Origin of the sequence: Streptomyces sp. NBC_01089, from assembly GCF_045162975.1 — a bacterium.
In the GTDB taxonomy this organism is placed as follows: Bacteria; Actinomycetota; Actinomycetes; order Streptomycetales; family Streptomycetaceae; genus Streptomyces.
Map to the genome: position 1 here is coordinate 2,883,416 of NZ_CP108660.1, position 14,741 is coordinate 2,898,156.

Annotated in this window: 13 protein-coding genes; 6 read left to right on the plus strand and 7 right to left on the minus strand. The window is 69.0% G+C overall.

The features are described from left to right. Nucleotides 1-113: 113 nt before the first annotated feature. From OG510_RS12685 to ychF, 4 genes are all read right to left on the minus strand, one after another. Nucleotides 114-3,182 carry an AAA domain-containing protein gene (locus OG510_RS12685; RefSeq protein ID WP_406136874.1) on the minus strand — a complete coding sequence of 1,023 codons (3,069 nt, stop codon included), beginning with the start codon at nucleotides 3,180-3,182 and terminating at the stop codon, nucleotides 114-116. A gap of 376 nt (nucleotides 3,183-3,558) precedes the next feature. Then, on the minus strand, nucleotides 3,559-3,972 hold the full coding sequence (locus OG510_RS12690; protein WP_406136875.1) for a DNA-binding protein: 414 nt from the start codon (nucleotides 3,970-3,972) through the stop codon (nucleotides 3,559-3,561). Further along, nucleotides 3,954-4,238 (minus strand): hypothetical protein, encoded by a 285-nt coding sequence (locus OG510_RS12695; RefSeq protein ID WP_382465301.1) that lies wholly within the window; start codon nucleotides 4,236-4,238, stop codon nucleotides 3,954-3,956. Before OG510_RS12695 ends, OG510_RS12690 begins: the two co-directional genes overlap by 19 nt. A 279-nt stretch (nucleotides 4,239-4,517) precedes the next feature. Then, nucleotides 4,518-5,606 carry a redox-regulated ATPase YchF gene (ychF, locus tag OG510_RS12700; RefSeq protein ID WP_406136876.1) on the minus strand — a complete coding sequence of 363 codons (1,089 nt, stop codon included), beginning with the start codon at nucleotides 5,604-5,606 and terminating at the stop codon, nucleotides 4,518-4,520. Between the two features lie 191 nt (nucleotides 5,607-5,797). On the opposite strand from ychF, the gene OG510_RS12705 reads away from it, so the two are divergent. After that, nucleotides 5,798-6,316 (plus strand): DUF6542 domain-containing protein, encoded by a 519-nt coding sequence (locus tag OG510_RS12705; RefSeq protein WP_406136877.1) that lies wholly within the window; start codon nucleotides 5,798-5,800, stop codon nucleotides 6,314-6,316. 121 nt (nucleotides 6,317-6,437) lie between these two features. Here OG510_RS12705 and ppgK read toward each other — a convergent pair whose 3' ends face one another. Beyond that, complete coding sequence (gene ppgK / locus OG510_RS12710) at nucleotides 6,438-7,175, minus strand: polyphosphate--glucose phosphotransferase (RefSeq protein ID WP_406136878.1); 738 nt, start codon at nucleotides 7,173-7,175, stop codon at nucleotides 6,438-6,440. Between the two features lie 137 nt (nucleotides 7,176-7,312). Beyond that, nucleotides 7,313-8,344: a 4-hydroxy-3-methylbut-2-enyl diphosphate reductase gene (locus OG510_RS12715; protein ID WP_406136879.1), complete on the minus strand. Its 1,032-nt coding sequence runs from the start codon at nucleotides 8,342-8,344 to the stop codon at nucleotides 7,313-7,315. 165 nt (nucleotides 8,345-8,509) lie between these two features. On the opposite strand from OG510_RS12715, the gene OG510_RS12720 reads away from it, so the two are divergent. The 4 genes from OG510_RS12720 to OG510_RS12735 all read left to right on the plus strand — a co-directional run bounded on the left by OG510_RS12720 (nucleotide 8,510) and on the right by OG510_RS12735 (nucleotide 12,770). Continuing rightward, nucleotides 8,510-9,928: an APC family permease gene (locus tag OG510_RS12720; RefSeq protein WP_406136880.1), complete on the plus strand. Its 1,419-nt coding sequence runs from the start codon at nucleotides 8,510-8,512 to the stop codon at nucleotides 9,926-9,928. Between the two features lie 228 nt (nucleotides 9,929-10,156). Beyond that, on the plus strand, nucleotides 10,157-11,386 hold the full coding sequence (xseA, locus tag OG510_RS12725; protein WP_406136881.1) for an exodeoxyribonuclease VII large subunit: 1,230 nt from the start codon (nucleotides 10,157-10,159) through the stop codon (nucleotides 11,384-11,386). 251 nt (nucleotides 11,387-11,637) lie between these two features. Continuing rightward, nucleotides 11,638-11,874 (plus strand): exodeoxyribonuclease VII small subunit, encoded by a 237-nt coding sequence (locus OG510_RS12730; RefSeq protein ID WP_406136882.1) that lies wholly within the window; start codon nucleotides 11,638-11,640, stop codon nucleotides 11,872-11,874. Between the two features lie 305 nt (nucleotides 11,875-12,179). Beyond that, nucleotides 12,180-12,770, plus strand: a complete 591-nt coding sequence (locus tag OG510_RS12735; protein WP_406136883.1) for a malonic semialdehyde reductase — start codon at nucleotides 12,180-12,182, stop codon at nucleotides 12,768-12,770. Between the two features lie 70 nt (nucleotides 12,771-12,840). Here OG510_RS12735 and OG510_RS12740 read toward each other — a convergent pair whose 3' ends face one another. Next, the gene (locus OG510_RS12740; RefSeq protein WP_406136884.1) at nucleotides 12,841-13,419 is read right to left on the minus strand and encodes a DUF4245 domain-containing protein; all 579 of its coding nucleotides are present in this window, start codon (nucleotides 13,417-13,419) and stop codon (nucleotides 12,841-12,843) included. A 126-nt stretch (nucleotides 13,420-13,545) separates the two neighbouring features. Here OG510_RS12740 and glpX point away from each other — a divergent pair, with 126 nt between their 5' ends. Beyond that, a complete protein-coding gene (gene glpX / locus OG510_RS12745; RefSeq protein WP_164265644.1) occupies nucleotides 13,546-14,577 on the plus strand; it encodes a class II fructose-bisphosphatase in 1,032 nt (343 codons plus the stop codon). Nucleotides 14,578-14,741 lie beyond the last annotated feature (164 nt).

Genomic DNA, 14,741 nt, shown 5'->3' on the forward strand with positions numbered 1-14,741 from the left:
GGCCGAACGCCTCAGGCGCGAGCTCGGCGTCACCGGCGCCGTCCGCGGGAAGAAGATCATCACCACGACCGGTTCAAGCGATGACGCCAGTGCCCTCGTTGAGGTTGAACCAGCTAGCGCCGCGCCCCTGACTTCAGCCGAACAGCCTTCTCCCACGCCCGACTCCCTCGCCGCGCTGGACATATCCGGTTGAAGCATCGCCAGTACCAGGAACCGTTGGCCCGGCGGCGCAGGTCCACTTCCTCCCCCTTGCATGCATCGCACCGAGGAGGTTTGGCAAAGTCCTCCGCATGCTCGTGAGTCAGGATCTTGCGTGCGAAGTGGCTGCCCTTGATAGTCAGCATGACCTCACGTGAGCGGCTCTGCGAGAGGGAGTTGAGGCTGCCCAGCAGAACCGTGTGCTCGTCGATCACAACGATCTTCTGGTGCATTACATTGACGGGGACGACCGTCTGCACCACTGCCCGAAGCTGCCTGACCAGGTCGGCCTGTTTCTTCTGACCCGTGTCGTAGGGATCACGGACGAAGACCGTCACACGCACTCCTCGACGCACGGCCTCGTCCAGCACCGGCAGAAGCCCGATGAGACGTGTCGCAGTCCACGGAGACCAGATCCACAAGGAATTGCGCGCTTCGGCCAGCCTTGCGGCAAACGTCTCGTAGAACGAGATCTCGTCGTCGACGTCGGAGACTTCGACATGGCGGGAGAGGACGTCGGCGAGACGCGTGCCGAACGGACCGAGAGGGATGTCCGGCCGCTCCCCGGGGGCGATCAGCTGAGTGGCCGGAACCGTGCGGACGCGTCGGTCGCCGATGAGGGCAGCAAGCCTGCCCATGGCGGTGTGCTCACCCGCAGCAAGAATGCGCCTTCGGCTTCCGACAACGTAAAGCCTGGTCTGAACGCGGGTGACGGCAACGTTGAAGAGTCGTACCCCATTGCGCTCCCAGGCGGACGCCCCAGGTGCCCGGGACGCCCGGGACATCCAGAGGCCGTCACCGTAGTCGTCCTCCACGGTGTCGAAGATGACTACGGGGAACTCGCGGCCCTGAAACCGATGAGCCGTTCCGACTTCGGCGAGCCGACTGCTGGCACCCTCGTTGTCCCGGAGAGCCTCCAAGGTGGCTTCGGCCTGTACCGGATACGGCGTCACGACACCGGCCGCCTCACCGTCCTCCGCGTGCAGGTCGATCAGGGCTCGTGCCAGTAGGGAACCGGCCGGCCACCATCCCTTGCGACGGCCGGTGCGGTGGACCTGGGCGAGGTTCTGCAGCCCGTCGGTGTCGATGATCACGATCTCGGGGTCGTCCGAGGCGCGCCGCGCTGCACGCTGCTCAATACCTGGACCGGGCTTCAATACGCCGTCATACGCGAGTGAGTTCGCCAGACGCATGACGTCGTGACCGAAGCGGTGCTGGACATCCAGTACGACGCAGCCTTGGTGATTCACAGCCGCCATAGGGGACTCGATATCGAAGTGCTCGAAGACCTCGCGCAGTATCCAGCGGGCAACGTCGGGCCTCTTGCTTCCGTCGAGTTGCGGCAGCACGGGGCCGAGCTGCATGAAGTCCCCAAGGAGGACCGCAGTGGTCTTCGCCTTTCCTACGGCCAGGAGGACCTCGGGCAGGGTTGCGGCTCCGGCCTCGTCGACCAGAACAACGTCGTATTCACCCTCGAAAACCGCTTTCGTGGTACGGAACCGTGCAAGAGTGGTGGCAACAACCTTGGCACCGCGAATGATCTCGCCCTGGGCGTCACGCGCAAGCTTGTCGTACTCCTCCTGGAGTTCGCGATGACGGCGTTCCAGCGCCGACCGGCGCTCTTGGTCCTCCGCCACACGAGGTTTCAGGTCCGCCACCTGTGCATGGCGTCGAGGGTGGCCGAGTCTGTCGGCCTCCTCGACACGAGTTTCAGCCGCTTGGGAAAGCCCAAGTTCCCTGGCGAGAACGGCCAGGTTGGCGCCCGCTGCCAGATGGTGTCGCCGGGCCCGTTCCAGGGCCTTCTCCACCTTCTGCAGACTCCACTGCCGGAGCGCGATTTCCTGCTTGCTGAACGGAATCCGAGCCCCGAGTTCCGCCAGCCGCGTCGCGACGGCATTCTCCTGCCGGGCCAGGACCGACCGGGCGTCCACCGCCTTCTGACCGGCCTGGTACGCGTCAGCGCGCGCTGTCTCCAGTCGAATGCGCGCAGTTTCCCGTTCCCGCTTTGCGCGGCGCCTCGCAAAGCCCTTCAGCTGTTCAAGGCCGTCCACGAGCTCCTGAGACGCCACACACTCCCTGTCGGCGACGAGTGCCTTCGCCTCCAAGTCGGTCACCGCCCGACGGAGTCGGTCCAGGCTTTCCTGATACTCGTCGTACGACTTCCAGTCAGTTTGAGCCTTCTTCGTCACCCTCACCGCTTCGAGCGCGGCCAGGTGGGACCGCTCCAGTCGTACGGCAGTGTCCTTCGCGTCCTTGGCATCCCGGCATGCTTGAACGCGCGTCTGCTCCAAAGCCGCGGAAGCTCGCGCAGGGTCGTCGAGTCGGACACGGTCCGAGGCGTACGCCACAGCATCGAAGTCCGTGAGGCTCCGCTCCAGGTCCTCCAACTGCCTGGCCCGCTCCCGAGTCTCCACCAGTTGAGCGGCGACAGCACGGCGGCGCTCATCGGTTTCGGTCAATCGGTGGCGCACCATCAGCGTCAGGCAGACACTCGCGTCTTCCGCGATCTCCCTCAGGTGAGGTGGTCCCACGCGGACGAGTTCGCCATCGCCATGTCGTTGCTCTTTCACCACGCCCCACAGGGCGTTGTCCACAGCGATATTGGTGGCCGAGACCAACAGGACCCGCTTCCCCCGGGCAACAAGATCGCTGATGGCGCGTTTGAGAACTGTGGTCTTACCAGTACCCGGCGGCCCCCACACCAGCCACAGGCCCTCGCCCATGCATGCCCGATAGGCGCGATCCTGGGTGGGCAAGAGCGTGCCGGGCGGCAGTCCAATGGCAGCAAGCCGCCCCGTACCCGCCTCGCCTCGGGCCATGAGATGGGCCAGCGGAGCATCGGCGAGCGAGGCCATGCCTTCCCGCAGCGCCTTGACGAGGAATCCGGTGGGCTGCGGCTTCATCCACAGACAGGGATCCGCCGGGTCTACGAACTCCGGAACATGCACGCGAAGCGCGGTGCCGTCCCTGTACACATCGAGCACGGAGTGACCTGCGTCAATGTCGCCCTCATCAGGTCCGGCCAGTCGCAGACTGTCCCCCTGAAGCTGGTCCGTCCCGGTTTCGGACCCGCGCACGTCGACTACGTACTCCCCAGGTTTCCGGCCCCGCACCGCTCGCCCCAGGGGGCGCCACCGTGGCTCGCGAGCAGCTACGCCCTCGTGTGCCACCCAGGCGTCCAGCGCCGAGACGACTTCTTCCTGCCAGCCCACGTTCCCCCGCTAAAACCGCGCTGCCCGGACCTTGATCAGTGGTACCAGTCCGGACTCGCGTTCACCACTGGCAATCCCGCCAAGGTGCGGCGTCCCAATCCCATCCTTGCGGGTTTCGGCCGGAAGACAGCACCGGGGTCAGAGGCATTCAGATCCCCACTAGCCGCACCCGGTCACCGCAGAGCTCGGCCATGTCGTCGATGTCGGAAGTCAGCATGACCACGGGGCGGTGCTGTCGCAGCGCGGCCTCGGCGACGGCCGCATCGATCGCGTACTTGTGTCCGTGCAACCCGACATTCATCAGCAACTTCGAGGCAGCCCTCGCCTCCTCGTCACCGACCGGGACGACCCGCAGCCCGGAAAGCACCCAGTTCAGGCGGGACTTGTTCGTACGGGCATGGATGGCCTCGATGATGGTGAGCGCACTGATCACGACCTCCATGCCGCGCGAGCGTGCCTCAGCGATCAGAGCCACCACCTGCTCGTCGTCGGCAAGCAGCTTCGACAGTCCCTCGCTGTCGAGGACCAGCGTCCCCTCGTGACTCAGCCTGCGGCGGGCCACTCGGTCTCCTCGGCGAACACCTCGTCGAACACCTGCCGCGCCCGCTGACGAGCCGGCTCGGAAACCGGCCCTTTGCGGCTCTCGTAGTCCGCCAGGTACTCGTCCAGAACCTGCCCGCGCAGCTCACGCTCGACCGCCTCGGCGATGAACGCGGAGAATTCCCGCTTGCCCACCCGGGCCCGAATCGCCTCCGCGGTCCCCTCGGGAAGTGACAGGCTCACCCGCGTCGCCGGCCCTTCCCCGATGCTGTACGTCGTCTCAGCCATACCCCGATTGTGTCAAACGAGTAGGAAAAGCGCCATGTCCGCACTACCTTCACGCTCGACCAGCGCCGGACCCGCGCAAATCCCAGCACCGGCACCACATCCACGTCCCAGCACGATCCCAGCACAGTACGGATGACCAGGGATGACGACAGGTGGCGAGGGGTCAGCTATCCCAGCACCATCCCAGCACCGGAAAAAAACCAAGGGCCCGACCCCGAAGAGCCGGACCCATCTGACCTGCATGTTTGCCAGATCAGCGACGTGGTGTTACGTCACCCGTCACACATTGAAGCGGAACTCCACCACATCCCCGTCCTGCATCACGTACTCCTTGCCCTCCATCCGGGCCTTGCCCTTGGCGCGGGCCTCGGCCACCGAGCCCGTTTCCACCAGGTCGGCGAAGGAGATCACCTCGGCCTTGATGAAGCCCTTCTGGAAGTCCGTGTGGATGACGCCGGCCGCCTCCGGGGCCGTGGCGCCCTTCTTGATCGTCCAGGCGCGGGATTCCTTCGGGCCTGCCGTCAGGTAGGTCTGGAGGCCCAGGGTGGTGAAGCCGACGCGGCCCAGGGTGGCCAGGCCCGGTTCCTCCTGGCCCATCGACTGGAGGAGTTCCAGTGCCTCCGCGTCGTCGAGTTCGATCAGCTCGGACTCGATCTTGGCGTTCAGGAAGATCGCCTCCGCGGGGGCCACCAGGGCGCGCTGCTCGTTCTTGAAGTCCTCGTCGACCAGTTCGTCCTCGTCGACGTTGAAGACGTACAGGAAGGGCTTGGTGGTGAGCAGGTGCAGCTCGTGGAGGAGGCGGCCCTTCTCGGTGGTGGCCGTGATGCCCGCCGCGAAGAGCGTGGTGCCCGCTTCGAGGATCTTCTGGGCCTCCTCGACGGCCGCCAGTACCGCGACCTTCTCCTTCTGGAGACGGGACTCCTTCTGGAGGCGCGGCACCGCCTTCTCCACCGACTGGAGGTCGGCGAGGATCAGCTCGGTGTTGATCGTCTCGATGTCGTCCTTGGGCGAGACCTTGCCGTCGACGTGAACGACGTTCTCGTCCTTGAAGGCCCGGATGACCTGGCAGATCGCATCGGACTCACGGATGTTGGCGAGGAACTTGTTGCCCAGTCCCTCGCCCTCGCTCGCACCCCGGACGATCCCCGCGATGTCGACGAAGTCGACCGTCGCCGGGATGACCTTCTGCGAGCTGAAGACCTCGGCCAGCACGGCGAGGCGGCTGTCGGGGACTCCGACCACGCCGACGTTCGGCTCGATGGTGGCGAACGGGTAGTTGGCCGCCAGCACGTCGTTCTTGGTCAGGGCGTTGAACAGGGTCGACTTGCCGACATTCGGCAGACCGACGATTCCGATCGTGAGCGACACGTTGGCGACTTCCCGTAGCGAGAGCTCCCGTAGCGAGAGCTGATGTACCGGCCCGGGGGTGGGCCGATCCCCCAGTTTACGGGCGTGTCGTACGGGTCCCGGCGCCCCGTCGGATCGAACTGATCGCCAAGCTCGCCCAAAGCGCGTGTCCAACGCCGGATTCCTCCCGCCTTGCGACCTACTTTGGTCACGTGGAGCAGCGACCCAGGATTCGTACGACTCAGGCCGACGGTCCGTCCGAGAGCAGCATCGCGGGGTCCGCGCCGGCGGCCGTCTACCGGGCGGCCCCGGTGCGGGCCGCCCGTCCGGCGCCGGTGGTGATCGCGCTGCGCCGGTTCCCCAACCCCCGGCTGACCGGTCTCGGCGGCGGGATCTTCGGCGCCGCGGTGATGTTCCTGCTCGGCTGCGTCGACTGGCTGCTGTTCGACGGCGGGCCGCTGATGTACGGACTGCTGTTCCTGCCGGTCGCGGCGCTGACGGCGCTCTGGGTGCGCCCCGCCGACCTGGTCACCGCGCCGATCAGCGTGCCGATCTCGTTCGCCGTCGGTGCGCTGCCGATCGCCGGGGGCACCGGTGGGGCCGGCGGCCGTATCGTCGCCGTGGTCACGACACTCGCGCTGAATGCCGGCTGGCTGTACGGCGGGACGCTCATCGCCGGGGTGATCGCCACCGTACGGAAGGTCCGGATGATCCGGCGGCGTTACCGCTGAACCGGACGGCCAGGTGGGGCGGTCAGGCGCCGCCCCGGCCCGGCCCGGCTTGGGCGGTCAGACGACGCGCCGCCCCAGGCCCAGCCCGGCCAACCCCGCCCCGCCCCGTCCCGCCCCCGGCTCAGCGGCTCGACGCCGCCATCGCCGCGCCCACGATCCCCGCGTTGTTCTGCAGCTGGGCGGGCACGATCTCGGCCCTGACCCCCTCGATCAGGGGCAGGAACTTGTCGGCCTTGCGGCTCACGCCACCGCCGATGATGAACAGCTCGGGCGAGAACAGCATCTCCACGTGCTCCAGATACTTCTGCACCCGGTGCGCCCAGTGGTGCCAGCTCAGGTCCTCGTCCTCCTTGGCCTTGGTGGACGCGCGCGTCTCGGCGTCGTGGCCGTGCAGTTCGAGATGGCCCAGCTCGGTGTTGGGGACCAGGGCGCCGTTACGGAAGACCGCCGAGCCGATTCCCGTACCGAAGGTGAGCAGGATGACCGTGCCCTTGCGGTCGCGGCCCGCTCCGAAGGTCATCTCCGCGATGCCGGCGGCGTCGGCGTCGTTCAGTACGGTCACCGGGAGCCCGAGTCTGCCGCCGATCAGCTTGCCCGCGTCGACGTCGATCCAGCTCTTGTCGACATTGGCCGCCGTACGGACCGTGCCGTCGGTGACCACGCCGGGGAAGGTGATCCCCACCGTGCCCGACCAGTCGAAGTTCTTGACGACGTCGGCGACCCCGTCGGCCACACCGTCGGGCGTGGCCGGATGGGGGGTCAGCACTTTGTGGCGCTCCTGCGCCAGGTCTCCGCGGTCCAGGTCAACGGGAGCGCCCTTGATCCCGGATCCGCCGATATCCACACCGAAGATCTGCATGACTCCACGTTACGGCGTGGAGCCCTCCGTCACGCGGTGGAGCGGGTCCTCCGTCACGCGCCGGGACGGCAGCCGGGTCTCCCCGGCCACCGGTCACCGTGCGTCCGGCGCGCCCGGCGTGTCCGACGCGCCCGCGGCTACTTGCCCGACAGGTCGGCGGCCTCGGCGCGCAGGTCGCGGCGGAGCTCCTTGGGGAGCGAGAAGGTGATCGACTCCTCGGCCGCCTTCACGATCTCCACGTCGCCGAAGCCCCGGGCGGCGAGCCACTCCAGTACGCCGTCGACCAGGATCTCCGGGACGGAGGCGCCCGAGGTGACGCCGACCGTGGTGACGCCCTCCAGCCATGCCTCGTCCAGCTCGTCCGCGAAGTCCACCAGGTGCGAGTCGCGGGCGCCGGCGCCGAGGGCGACCTCGACCAGCCGTACCGAGTTGGACGAGTTCTTGGAGCCGACCACGATGACCAGGTCGGCGTCGGCGCCCATCTGCTTCACCGCGGTCTGGCGGTTCTGCGTGGCGTAGCAGATGTCGTCGCTGGGCGGCGAGATCAGCTGCGGGAACTTCTCCTTGAGCGCGTCGACCGTCTCCATCGTCTCGTCCACGGAGAGCGTGGTCTGGGAGAGCCAGACGACCTTCGACTCGTCGCGCACGGTGACGTTGGGGACGTCTTCGGGGCCGTCGACGAGCGTGATGTGCTCGGGCGCCTCGCCGCTGGTGCCGACGACCTCCTCATGGCCCTCGTGGCCGATCAGCAGGATGTCGTAGTCGTCGTTCGCGAAGCGGACGGCTTCCTTGTGGACCTTCGTCACCAGGGGGCAGGTGGCGTCGATGGTGGCGAGGCTGCGCTGGGCGGCCTCGTCGTGGACGACAGGGGCGACGCCGTGCGCCGAGAAGACGACGATGGAGCCCTCGGGCACCTCCTCCGTCTCGTCGACGAAGACGGCGCCCTTCTTCTCCAGGGTCTGTACGACGTACTTGTTGTGGACGATCTCCTTGCGGACGTAGACCGGTGCGCCGTACTGCTCGAGGGCCTTCTCGACGGCGATCACGGCGCGGTCCACACCCGCGCAGTACCCGCGCGGGGCGGCCAGCAGGACACGGCGGGCGCCGCTGCCCCGCGCGGCGTCTCCGGTCGGGGTGGCGGCGGGTGACGGGCTGGGCGTAGCAGTCATGCCGTCCATCGTAACGGCCTGCCCCGCGGCGGACCGTGGGTCGGCGGGCCCGCCGCCGGTCGCGGCGGAACCCGGGCCGCGTCAGCCGGGGCCCGCCGCCGGTCGCGGCGGAACCCGGGCCGCGTCAGCCGGGACGGGCTCCGTACTTGTGGGAAGACTGATGCCATGACTTCTGACGAGACGCCCGCGGGCAGTGGTGCGGGCAGTAGTGCGGACAACGGTGCGGGCAGTGGCGCGGGCAGTAGCGCCAAGGCGCCGGAACTCCATCGGAATCTTGGGTTCCGGGACTTGGTCGTGTACGGGCTGCTCTTCATCGCCCCGATGGCCCCGGTCGGCATCTTCGGCACCCTCGATGCCAAGTCGCACGGCGCCGTCGCGCTCGTCTATATCGTGTCGACGATCGCGATGGCCTTCACCGCGTTCAGTTACGCGCAGATGGTGCGGGTCGTGCCGCTGGCCGGTTCGGTCTTCGCGTACGCCCGCAAGGGGCTCGGCCAGGGGCCGGGCTTCATCGCCGGGTGGATGGCGATGCTCGACTATCTGCTGATTCCGGCCGTCGCGTATCTCTTCTCGGGGATCGCGATGAACTCGCTGGTGCCCTCGGTCTCACGGTGGGTGTGGACCGCGATCGCCGTGGTGGTGACCACGGCGCTGAACCTGTGGGGCGTACGGGCGGCCGCCCGGGTCGGCTTCGCGGTGCTCATGCTGGAGATCGCGGTCCTGGGGGTGTTCGTGGTGGCCGCGATCGTGGTGCTCGCCAGGGACGGCGCGCAGCGCGGCTGGCTGACGCCCTTCTCGGGCGACGGGGGGTTCTCGCTGACCGCGGTGCTCGGGGCGGTGTCGGTCGCGGTGCTGTCGTATCTGGGCTTCGACGCGATCGCCTCGTTCGCCGAAGAGGTCACGGGCGGATCGGCGAAGGTCGCGAGGGCAGTGCTGTTCTGCCTGGTCCTCGCGGGTGTCCTCTTCATCGTGCAGTCGTATCTGGCGGCGGTCCTGGAGCCGATGTCGTCCGCCCAGCTGGCCGCGAAGCCGGTCGCGCAGGGCTCGGCCTTCTACGACACGGTGGACGCCTCCGTAGGCAGCTGGCTGCACGACCTGGTCGCGGTGAGCAAGGCGATCGGCGCCGCCTTCGCCGCCCTCGCCGGCCAGGCAGCGGCGGGCCGGCTGCTCTTCGCGATGGGCCGCGACCGGCGGCTGCCGCACGCGCTCGCCAAGGTGGACGGCCCGTCCGGGGTGCCGCGGTTCGCGGTGCTGCTCGCCGCGGTGGTGACGCTGATCGCCGCGGTGTGGGCGGCGCGCCGCGACGACGGCCTCGACCGGCTGGTCTCGGTGGTCGACATCGGGGCGCTGACCGCGTTCCTCCTGCTGCACGCGTCGGTGGTGGGCTGGTTCGCGGTGCGGAAGGCGGAGGGGCCGCCGGTCTGGTGGCGGCATGTGCTGGTGCCGGTGGTGGGCGCCGGGGTGACGATCGCGGTGATCGTGGAGGCGACGAGCGCGGCCCAGTGGGTCGGGCTGATCTGGCTGGTGGCGGGGCTCGTGGTGTTCGCGGTGCAGCGGAACCGCCGGGCCGGGTACGAGACGTGAGGGGCGGGTGTGGGGCGTGAGGTGCGAGGGCTGGGTGTGCGGTACGGGGCGTGAGGGCTGGGCGTGAGGTATGGGGCGTGAGGCCGGTACGAGGTGTGGGGCGCGGGCGGGCGTGATGCGTGGCGGGTGGTCGTACGGGGCAGCCCGGGGCGCGCTGTGCGTTTCGTACGAGGCAGCGCAGCCGCGCAGGGCGGCCGGGCTGTCGGTGGCAGCGCTTAACCTGCGTACATGGCTCTGAATACGAGTGCGGACGCGCCGCTGCCCGTCGGCGAGGTGTCGCGGCTCATCGGGGGGTGGATCGACCGGCTCGGCGCGGTGTGGGTCGAGGGGCAGATCACCCAGCTCTCACGCCGGCCGGGGGCCGGGGTGGTGTTCCTGACGCTGCGCGACCCCTCGTACGACATCTCGGTGTCCGTGACGTGCTTCCGCCAGGTCTTCGACGCGGTCGCGGACGTGGTGTCGGAGGGCGCGCGGGTCGTGGTCCACGCGAAGCCGGAGTGGTACGCGCCGCGCGGCCAGCTGTCGCTGCGGGCCGTGGAGATCAAGCCGGTCGGTATCGGTGAACTGCTCGCGCGGCTGGAGCAGTTGAAGCGGACCCTGGCGGCCGAAGGGCTCTTCGCGCTGGACCGCAAGCGGCCCGTTCCCTTCCTGCCGCAGCTGATCGGCCTGGTCACCGGCCGCGCGAGCGCTGCGGAGCGCGACGTCCTGGAGAACGCGCGGCGGCGCTGGCCCGCCGTCCGCTTCGAGGTGCGGAATGTGGCGGTGCAGGGGGTACGCGCGGTGCCCCAGGTGATCGACGCCGTACAGGAGCTGGACGCGCTGCCGGATGTGGACGTGATCATCGTGGCGCGCGGCGGCGGCAGCGTGGAGGATCTCCTCCCCTTCTCCGACGAACAGCTGATCCGGGCCGTGGCCGCGTGCGGTACGCCGGTGGTGTCGGCGATCGGCCACGAGCCGGACGCGCCACTGCTCGACCTGGTGGCTGATGTCCGGGCGTCCACGCCGACGGACGCCGCCAAGAAGGCCGTACCGGACGTCGGGGAGGAGCTGGAGCGCGTACGGCTGCTGCGGGACCGGTCACTGCGGACCCTGCAGGGGCTGCTCGACCGGGAGCAGCGCGGGCTGGCCGCCGCGCTCGCCAGGCCCTCGATGGAGCGGCCGCAGCGGATGGTCGAGGAGCGCGAAGAGGTCGTCGACGCCCTCGTGGAGCGCAGCAGGCGGACGCTGCGGCATCTGCTGGACCGGGCGGACTCGGAGCTTTCCCACACCCGCGCCCGCGTCGTCGCGCTCTCCCCGGCGGCGACGCTGGAGCGGGGGTACGCGGTGCTCCAGCGGGAGGACGGAGCGGTGGTCCGGGCACCCGGCGAGGTCACGGACGGGGAGCCGCTGCGGGCCAGGGTCGCGGGCGGCGAACTGGGCGTGACGGTCGCGGCACGGCCGCACGAGGCCGGGGAGTGAGATCCGGCACGGAAAGGGTCAGCGTGGGGATGCGATCCGGCCCGGACGGAATCCGGCGCGGACGGGATCCGGCCCGAGCGGGATCCGGGACCGACAGGATCAGCGTGGATGGGATCAGCGCGGGTGAGATCCGGCGCGGGTGACTTCCGGCCCGGACGGGATCAGCCCGGACGGGATCAGCGCGGGTGAGATCCGGCGCCGGTGAGAACAGGGTGGACGAGACCAGCGTGGATGAGATCAGGGTGGATGACATGGCAGAGGCGAAGCAGACGAAGGCGGACGGGACGGCCCTCGGGTACGAGCAGGCGCGCGACGAGCTGATCGACGTCGTACGGCGGCTGGAGACCGGGGGGACCACCCTGGAGGAGTCCCTGGCGCTGTGGGAGCGTGGGGAGGAGCTGGCCAAGGTGTGCCGCGGCTGGCTGGAAGGCGCGCGGGCCCGGCTGGACGCGGCGCTGGCGGAAGGTACGGAACCGGGCGAGGGCTGACCCCGCGCCCCGGTGCGAGCCCGTGCCGGTGCCCCTGCCCCGACCCCGGCAGTGCCCCTGCCCCTGCCCCTGCCGGCGTCCTACCCCTGCCGGTGCCCTGCCCCTGGCAGTGTCGTGCCGCCTATCGGCGCTCCTGCCCTCCGCCGGCGTCCCCTGTCTCTTCCGCGGCCGCCCCCGGCGAAGCCGGCGTCGCACCACTCCTGTGAGGCCGATCACGTCGGGGCGGATTTAGTTGAAACTTAATACATCTTGGTCGTACAGTCGAGACATCCCTTGATCCACTGCATGTCCGGAAGGTACGAAAGATGTCGCTCGTTCTTGACCCCGCCGCCCAGGACCTCCTCTTCCGTGAGGCCCGCACCGCGAACACCTTCACCGACGAGCCGGTGACCGAGGAGCAGGTTCAGGCGATCTACGACCTGGTCAAGTTCGGGCCGACCGCCTTCAACCAGTCGCCGCTGCGCATCACCCTGGTCCGCTCCCCCGAGGCCCGCGAGCGCCTGGTGCAGCACATGGCCGAGGGCAACCGCCCGAAGACCGCCACCGCCCCGCTGGTCGCGATCCTCTCCGCGGACAACGAGTTCCACGAGGAGCTTCCGCAGCTGTTCCCGCACTTCCCGCAGGCCAAGGACGCGTTCTTCTCGGAGCGCCCGGCCCGCGAGCAGGCCGCCCACCTCAACGCCACCCTGCAGGCCGGTTACTTCATCGTCGGCGTGCGCGCCGCCGGTCTGGCCGCGGGTCCGATGACGGGCTTCGACTTCGCCGGTGTCCAGAAGGAGTTCCTGGACGACGACCACACCCCGCTGATGATCGTCAACATCGGCAAGCCGGGCGAGGACGCCTGGTTCCCGCGCTCCCCGCGCCTCTCGCTCGACGAGGTCATCACCACCGTCTGAGCCACCCGCACGGCACATGGAGAGGCCGCCGCACCCGAGGGTGCGGCGGCCTCTCCATGTCATGGGGCCACTACTTCGCAGCACCCTCCGGCTTCCCGGTCTCCGACTCCGCCGCGGCCGGCTTCTCCGCCTTCTCGGCCTTCAGCGCCGCCGCCATCTGCGCCAGCTGCCCGTACGGCGCCGTCCCGGTCACCGCCGTCGTCGAGCCGTGCTCCTGGCGTACGAGCGCGTTGTACTTGGGGCCCTTCCAGCGCTGCCAGGTCTCGCCGCCCACCTGCTGCGTCTGCGACGTCTTCGACGCGTCCTTGCTGACGGTCGCGACGAACTTGTCCGACGGCCCGGTGCCCTGCTCCACCGCGACGTACTGCTCCTCCGGGTCCAGGAACCCCAGGTGCCACGCATGGCCACTGCTCTGGGCGTACGAGACCGAGGTCGCCTTCCACCCCTTCGGGAGCCCGACCGGCGCCTGCACCGGATACGGCGCCGCGCGCTGCGCCGTGAGCTGTTCCACGCGGTAGTCGACGGTCTTCACCGGCTCCGAAGTGCCACCGTGCGGAACGAACACGTAAATAACCGCGACGGCGGCCAGGATGACCGCCATCGACTGGATCATTCCGCGCACTGTCTGCTTGCTTCGCGTACCTGCCACGGCCCCATGGTCTCAGGTCCCTCCGCTGCTCATGCGTGGGCCCTGGTGCTCATTTTATCGACCGGACGATAGAATCGAACGAACCCTCTACATACGGCCGTCGTCGTATCAGAAAGGTGCGTGCCGATGACCGAGCATCATCTCCCTTCCCAGCTGGAGGTCTCCCCGGAGGCCCCCGACCGCAACCTCGCCCTGGAGCTCGTCCGGGTCACCGAGGCCGCCGCGATGGCCGCCGGCCGTTGGGTCGGGCGCGGTGACAAGATCGGCGCCGACGGTGCCGCGGTCAACGCGATGCGTACGCTCGTCTCGACCGTCTCCATGAACGGCGTGGTCGTCATCGGCGAGGGCGAGAAGGACGAAGCCCCGATGCTCTTCAACGGAGAGCACATCGGTGACGGCACCGGCCCCGAGGTCGACATCGCCGTCGACCCGATCGACGGCACCACGCTCAACGCCAAGGGCATGCCGAACGCGATCGCGGTGCTGGCCGCCGCCGACCGCGGCTCCATGTTCGACCCGTCGGCCGTCTTCTACATGGACAAGCTGGTCACCGGACCGGAGGCCGCCGACTTCGTCGACATCAACGCCCCCGTATCGGTCAACATCCGCCGGGTCGCCAAGGCGAAGAACTCCTCGCCCGACGACGTGACCGTGGTCATCCTCGACCGCCCGCGCCACGAGGGCATCGTCAAGGAGATCCGGGAGACCGGCGCCCGGATCAAGTTCATCTCGGACGGTGACGTCGCCGGCTCGATCATGGCCGTACGGGAGGGCACCGGCGTCGATCTGCTGATGGGCATCGGCGGCACCCCCGAGGGCATCATCAGCGCCTGCGCGATCAAGTGCCTCGGCGGCACGATCCAGGGCAAGCTCTGGCCGAAGGACGACGCCGAACGCGGGCGCGCCATCGACGCGGGCCACGACCTGGACCGGGTGCTCTCCACGACCGACCTGGTCAGCGGCGACAACGTGTTCTTCGTGGCCACCGGCATCACCGACGGCGAACTGCTGCGCGGGGTGCGCTACCGGGCCGAGACCGCGACCACCCAGTCGCTGGTCATGCGCTCCAAGTCGGGCACGATCCGTCAGATCGACTCGACGCACCGGCTGTCGAAGCTGCGCGCCTACAGCACGGTGGACTTCGACCGGGCCAAGTAGGAGACCGGCCCGGCGGCGAACCGGCCGGATCCGGGGCCCGACAAGCCAACAGGCCAACAACTCGACAAGCCAACAAGCAGGAAAGGGCGCCCCCCGTGTGCGGCTGGGGGCGCCCCTTCCGTATGCCTGCGTGTGGGACGTGTGGGACGTGTGGGACGTGTGGG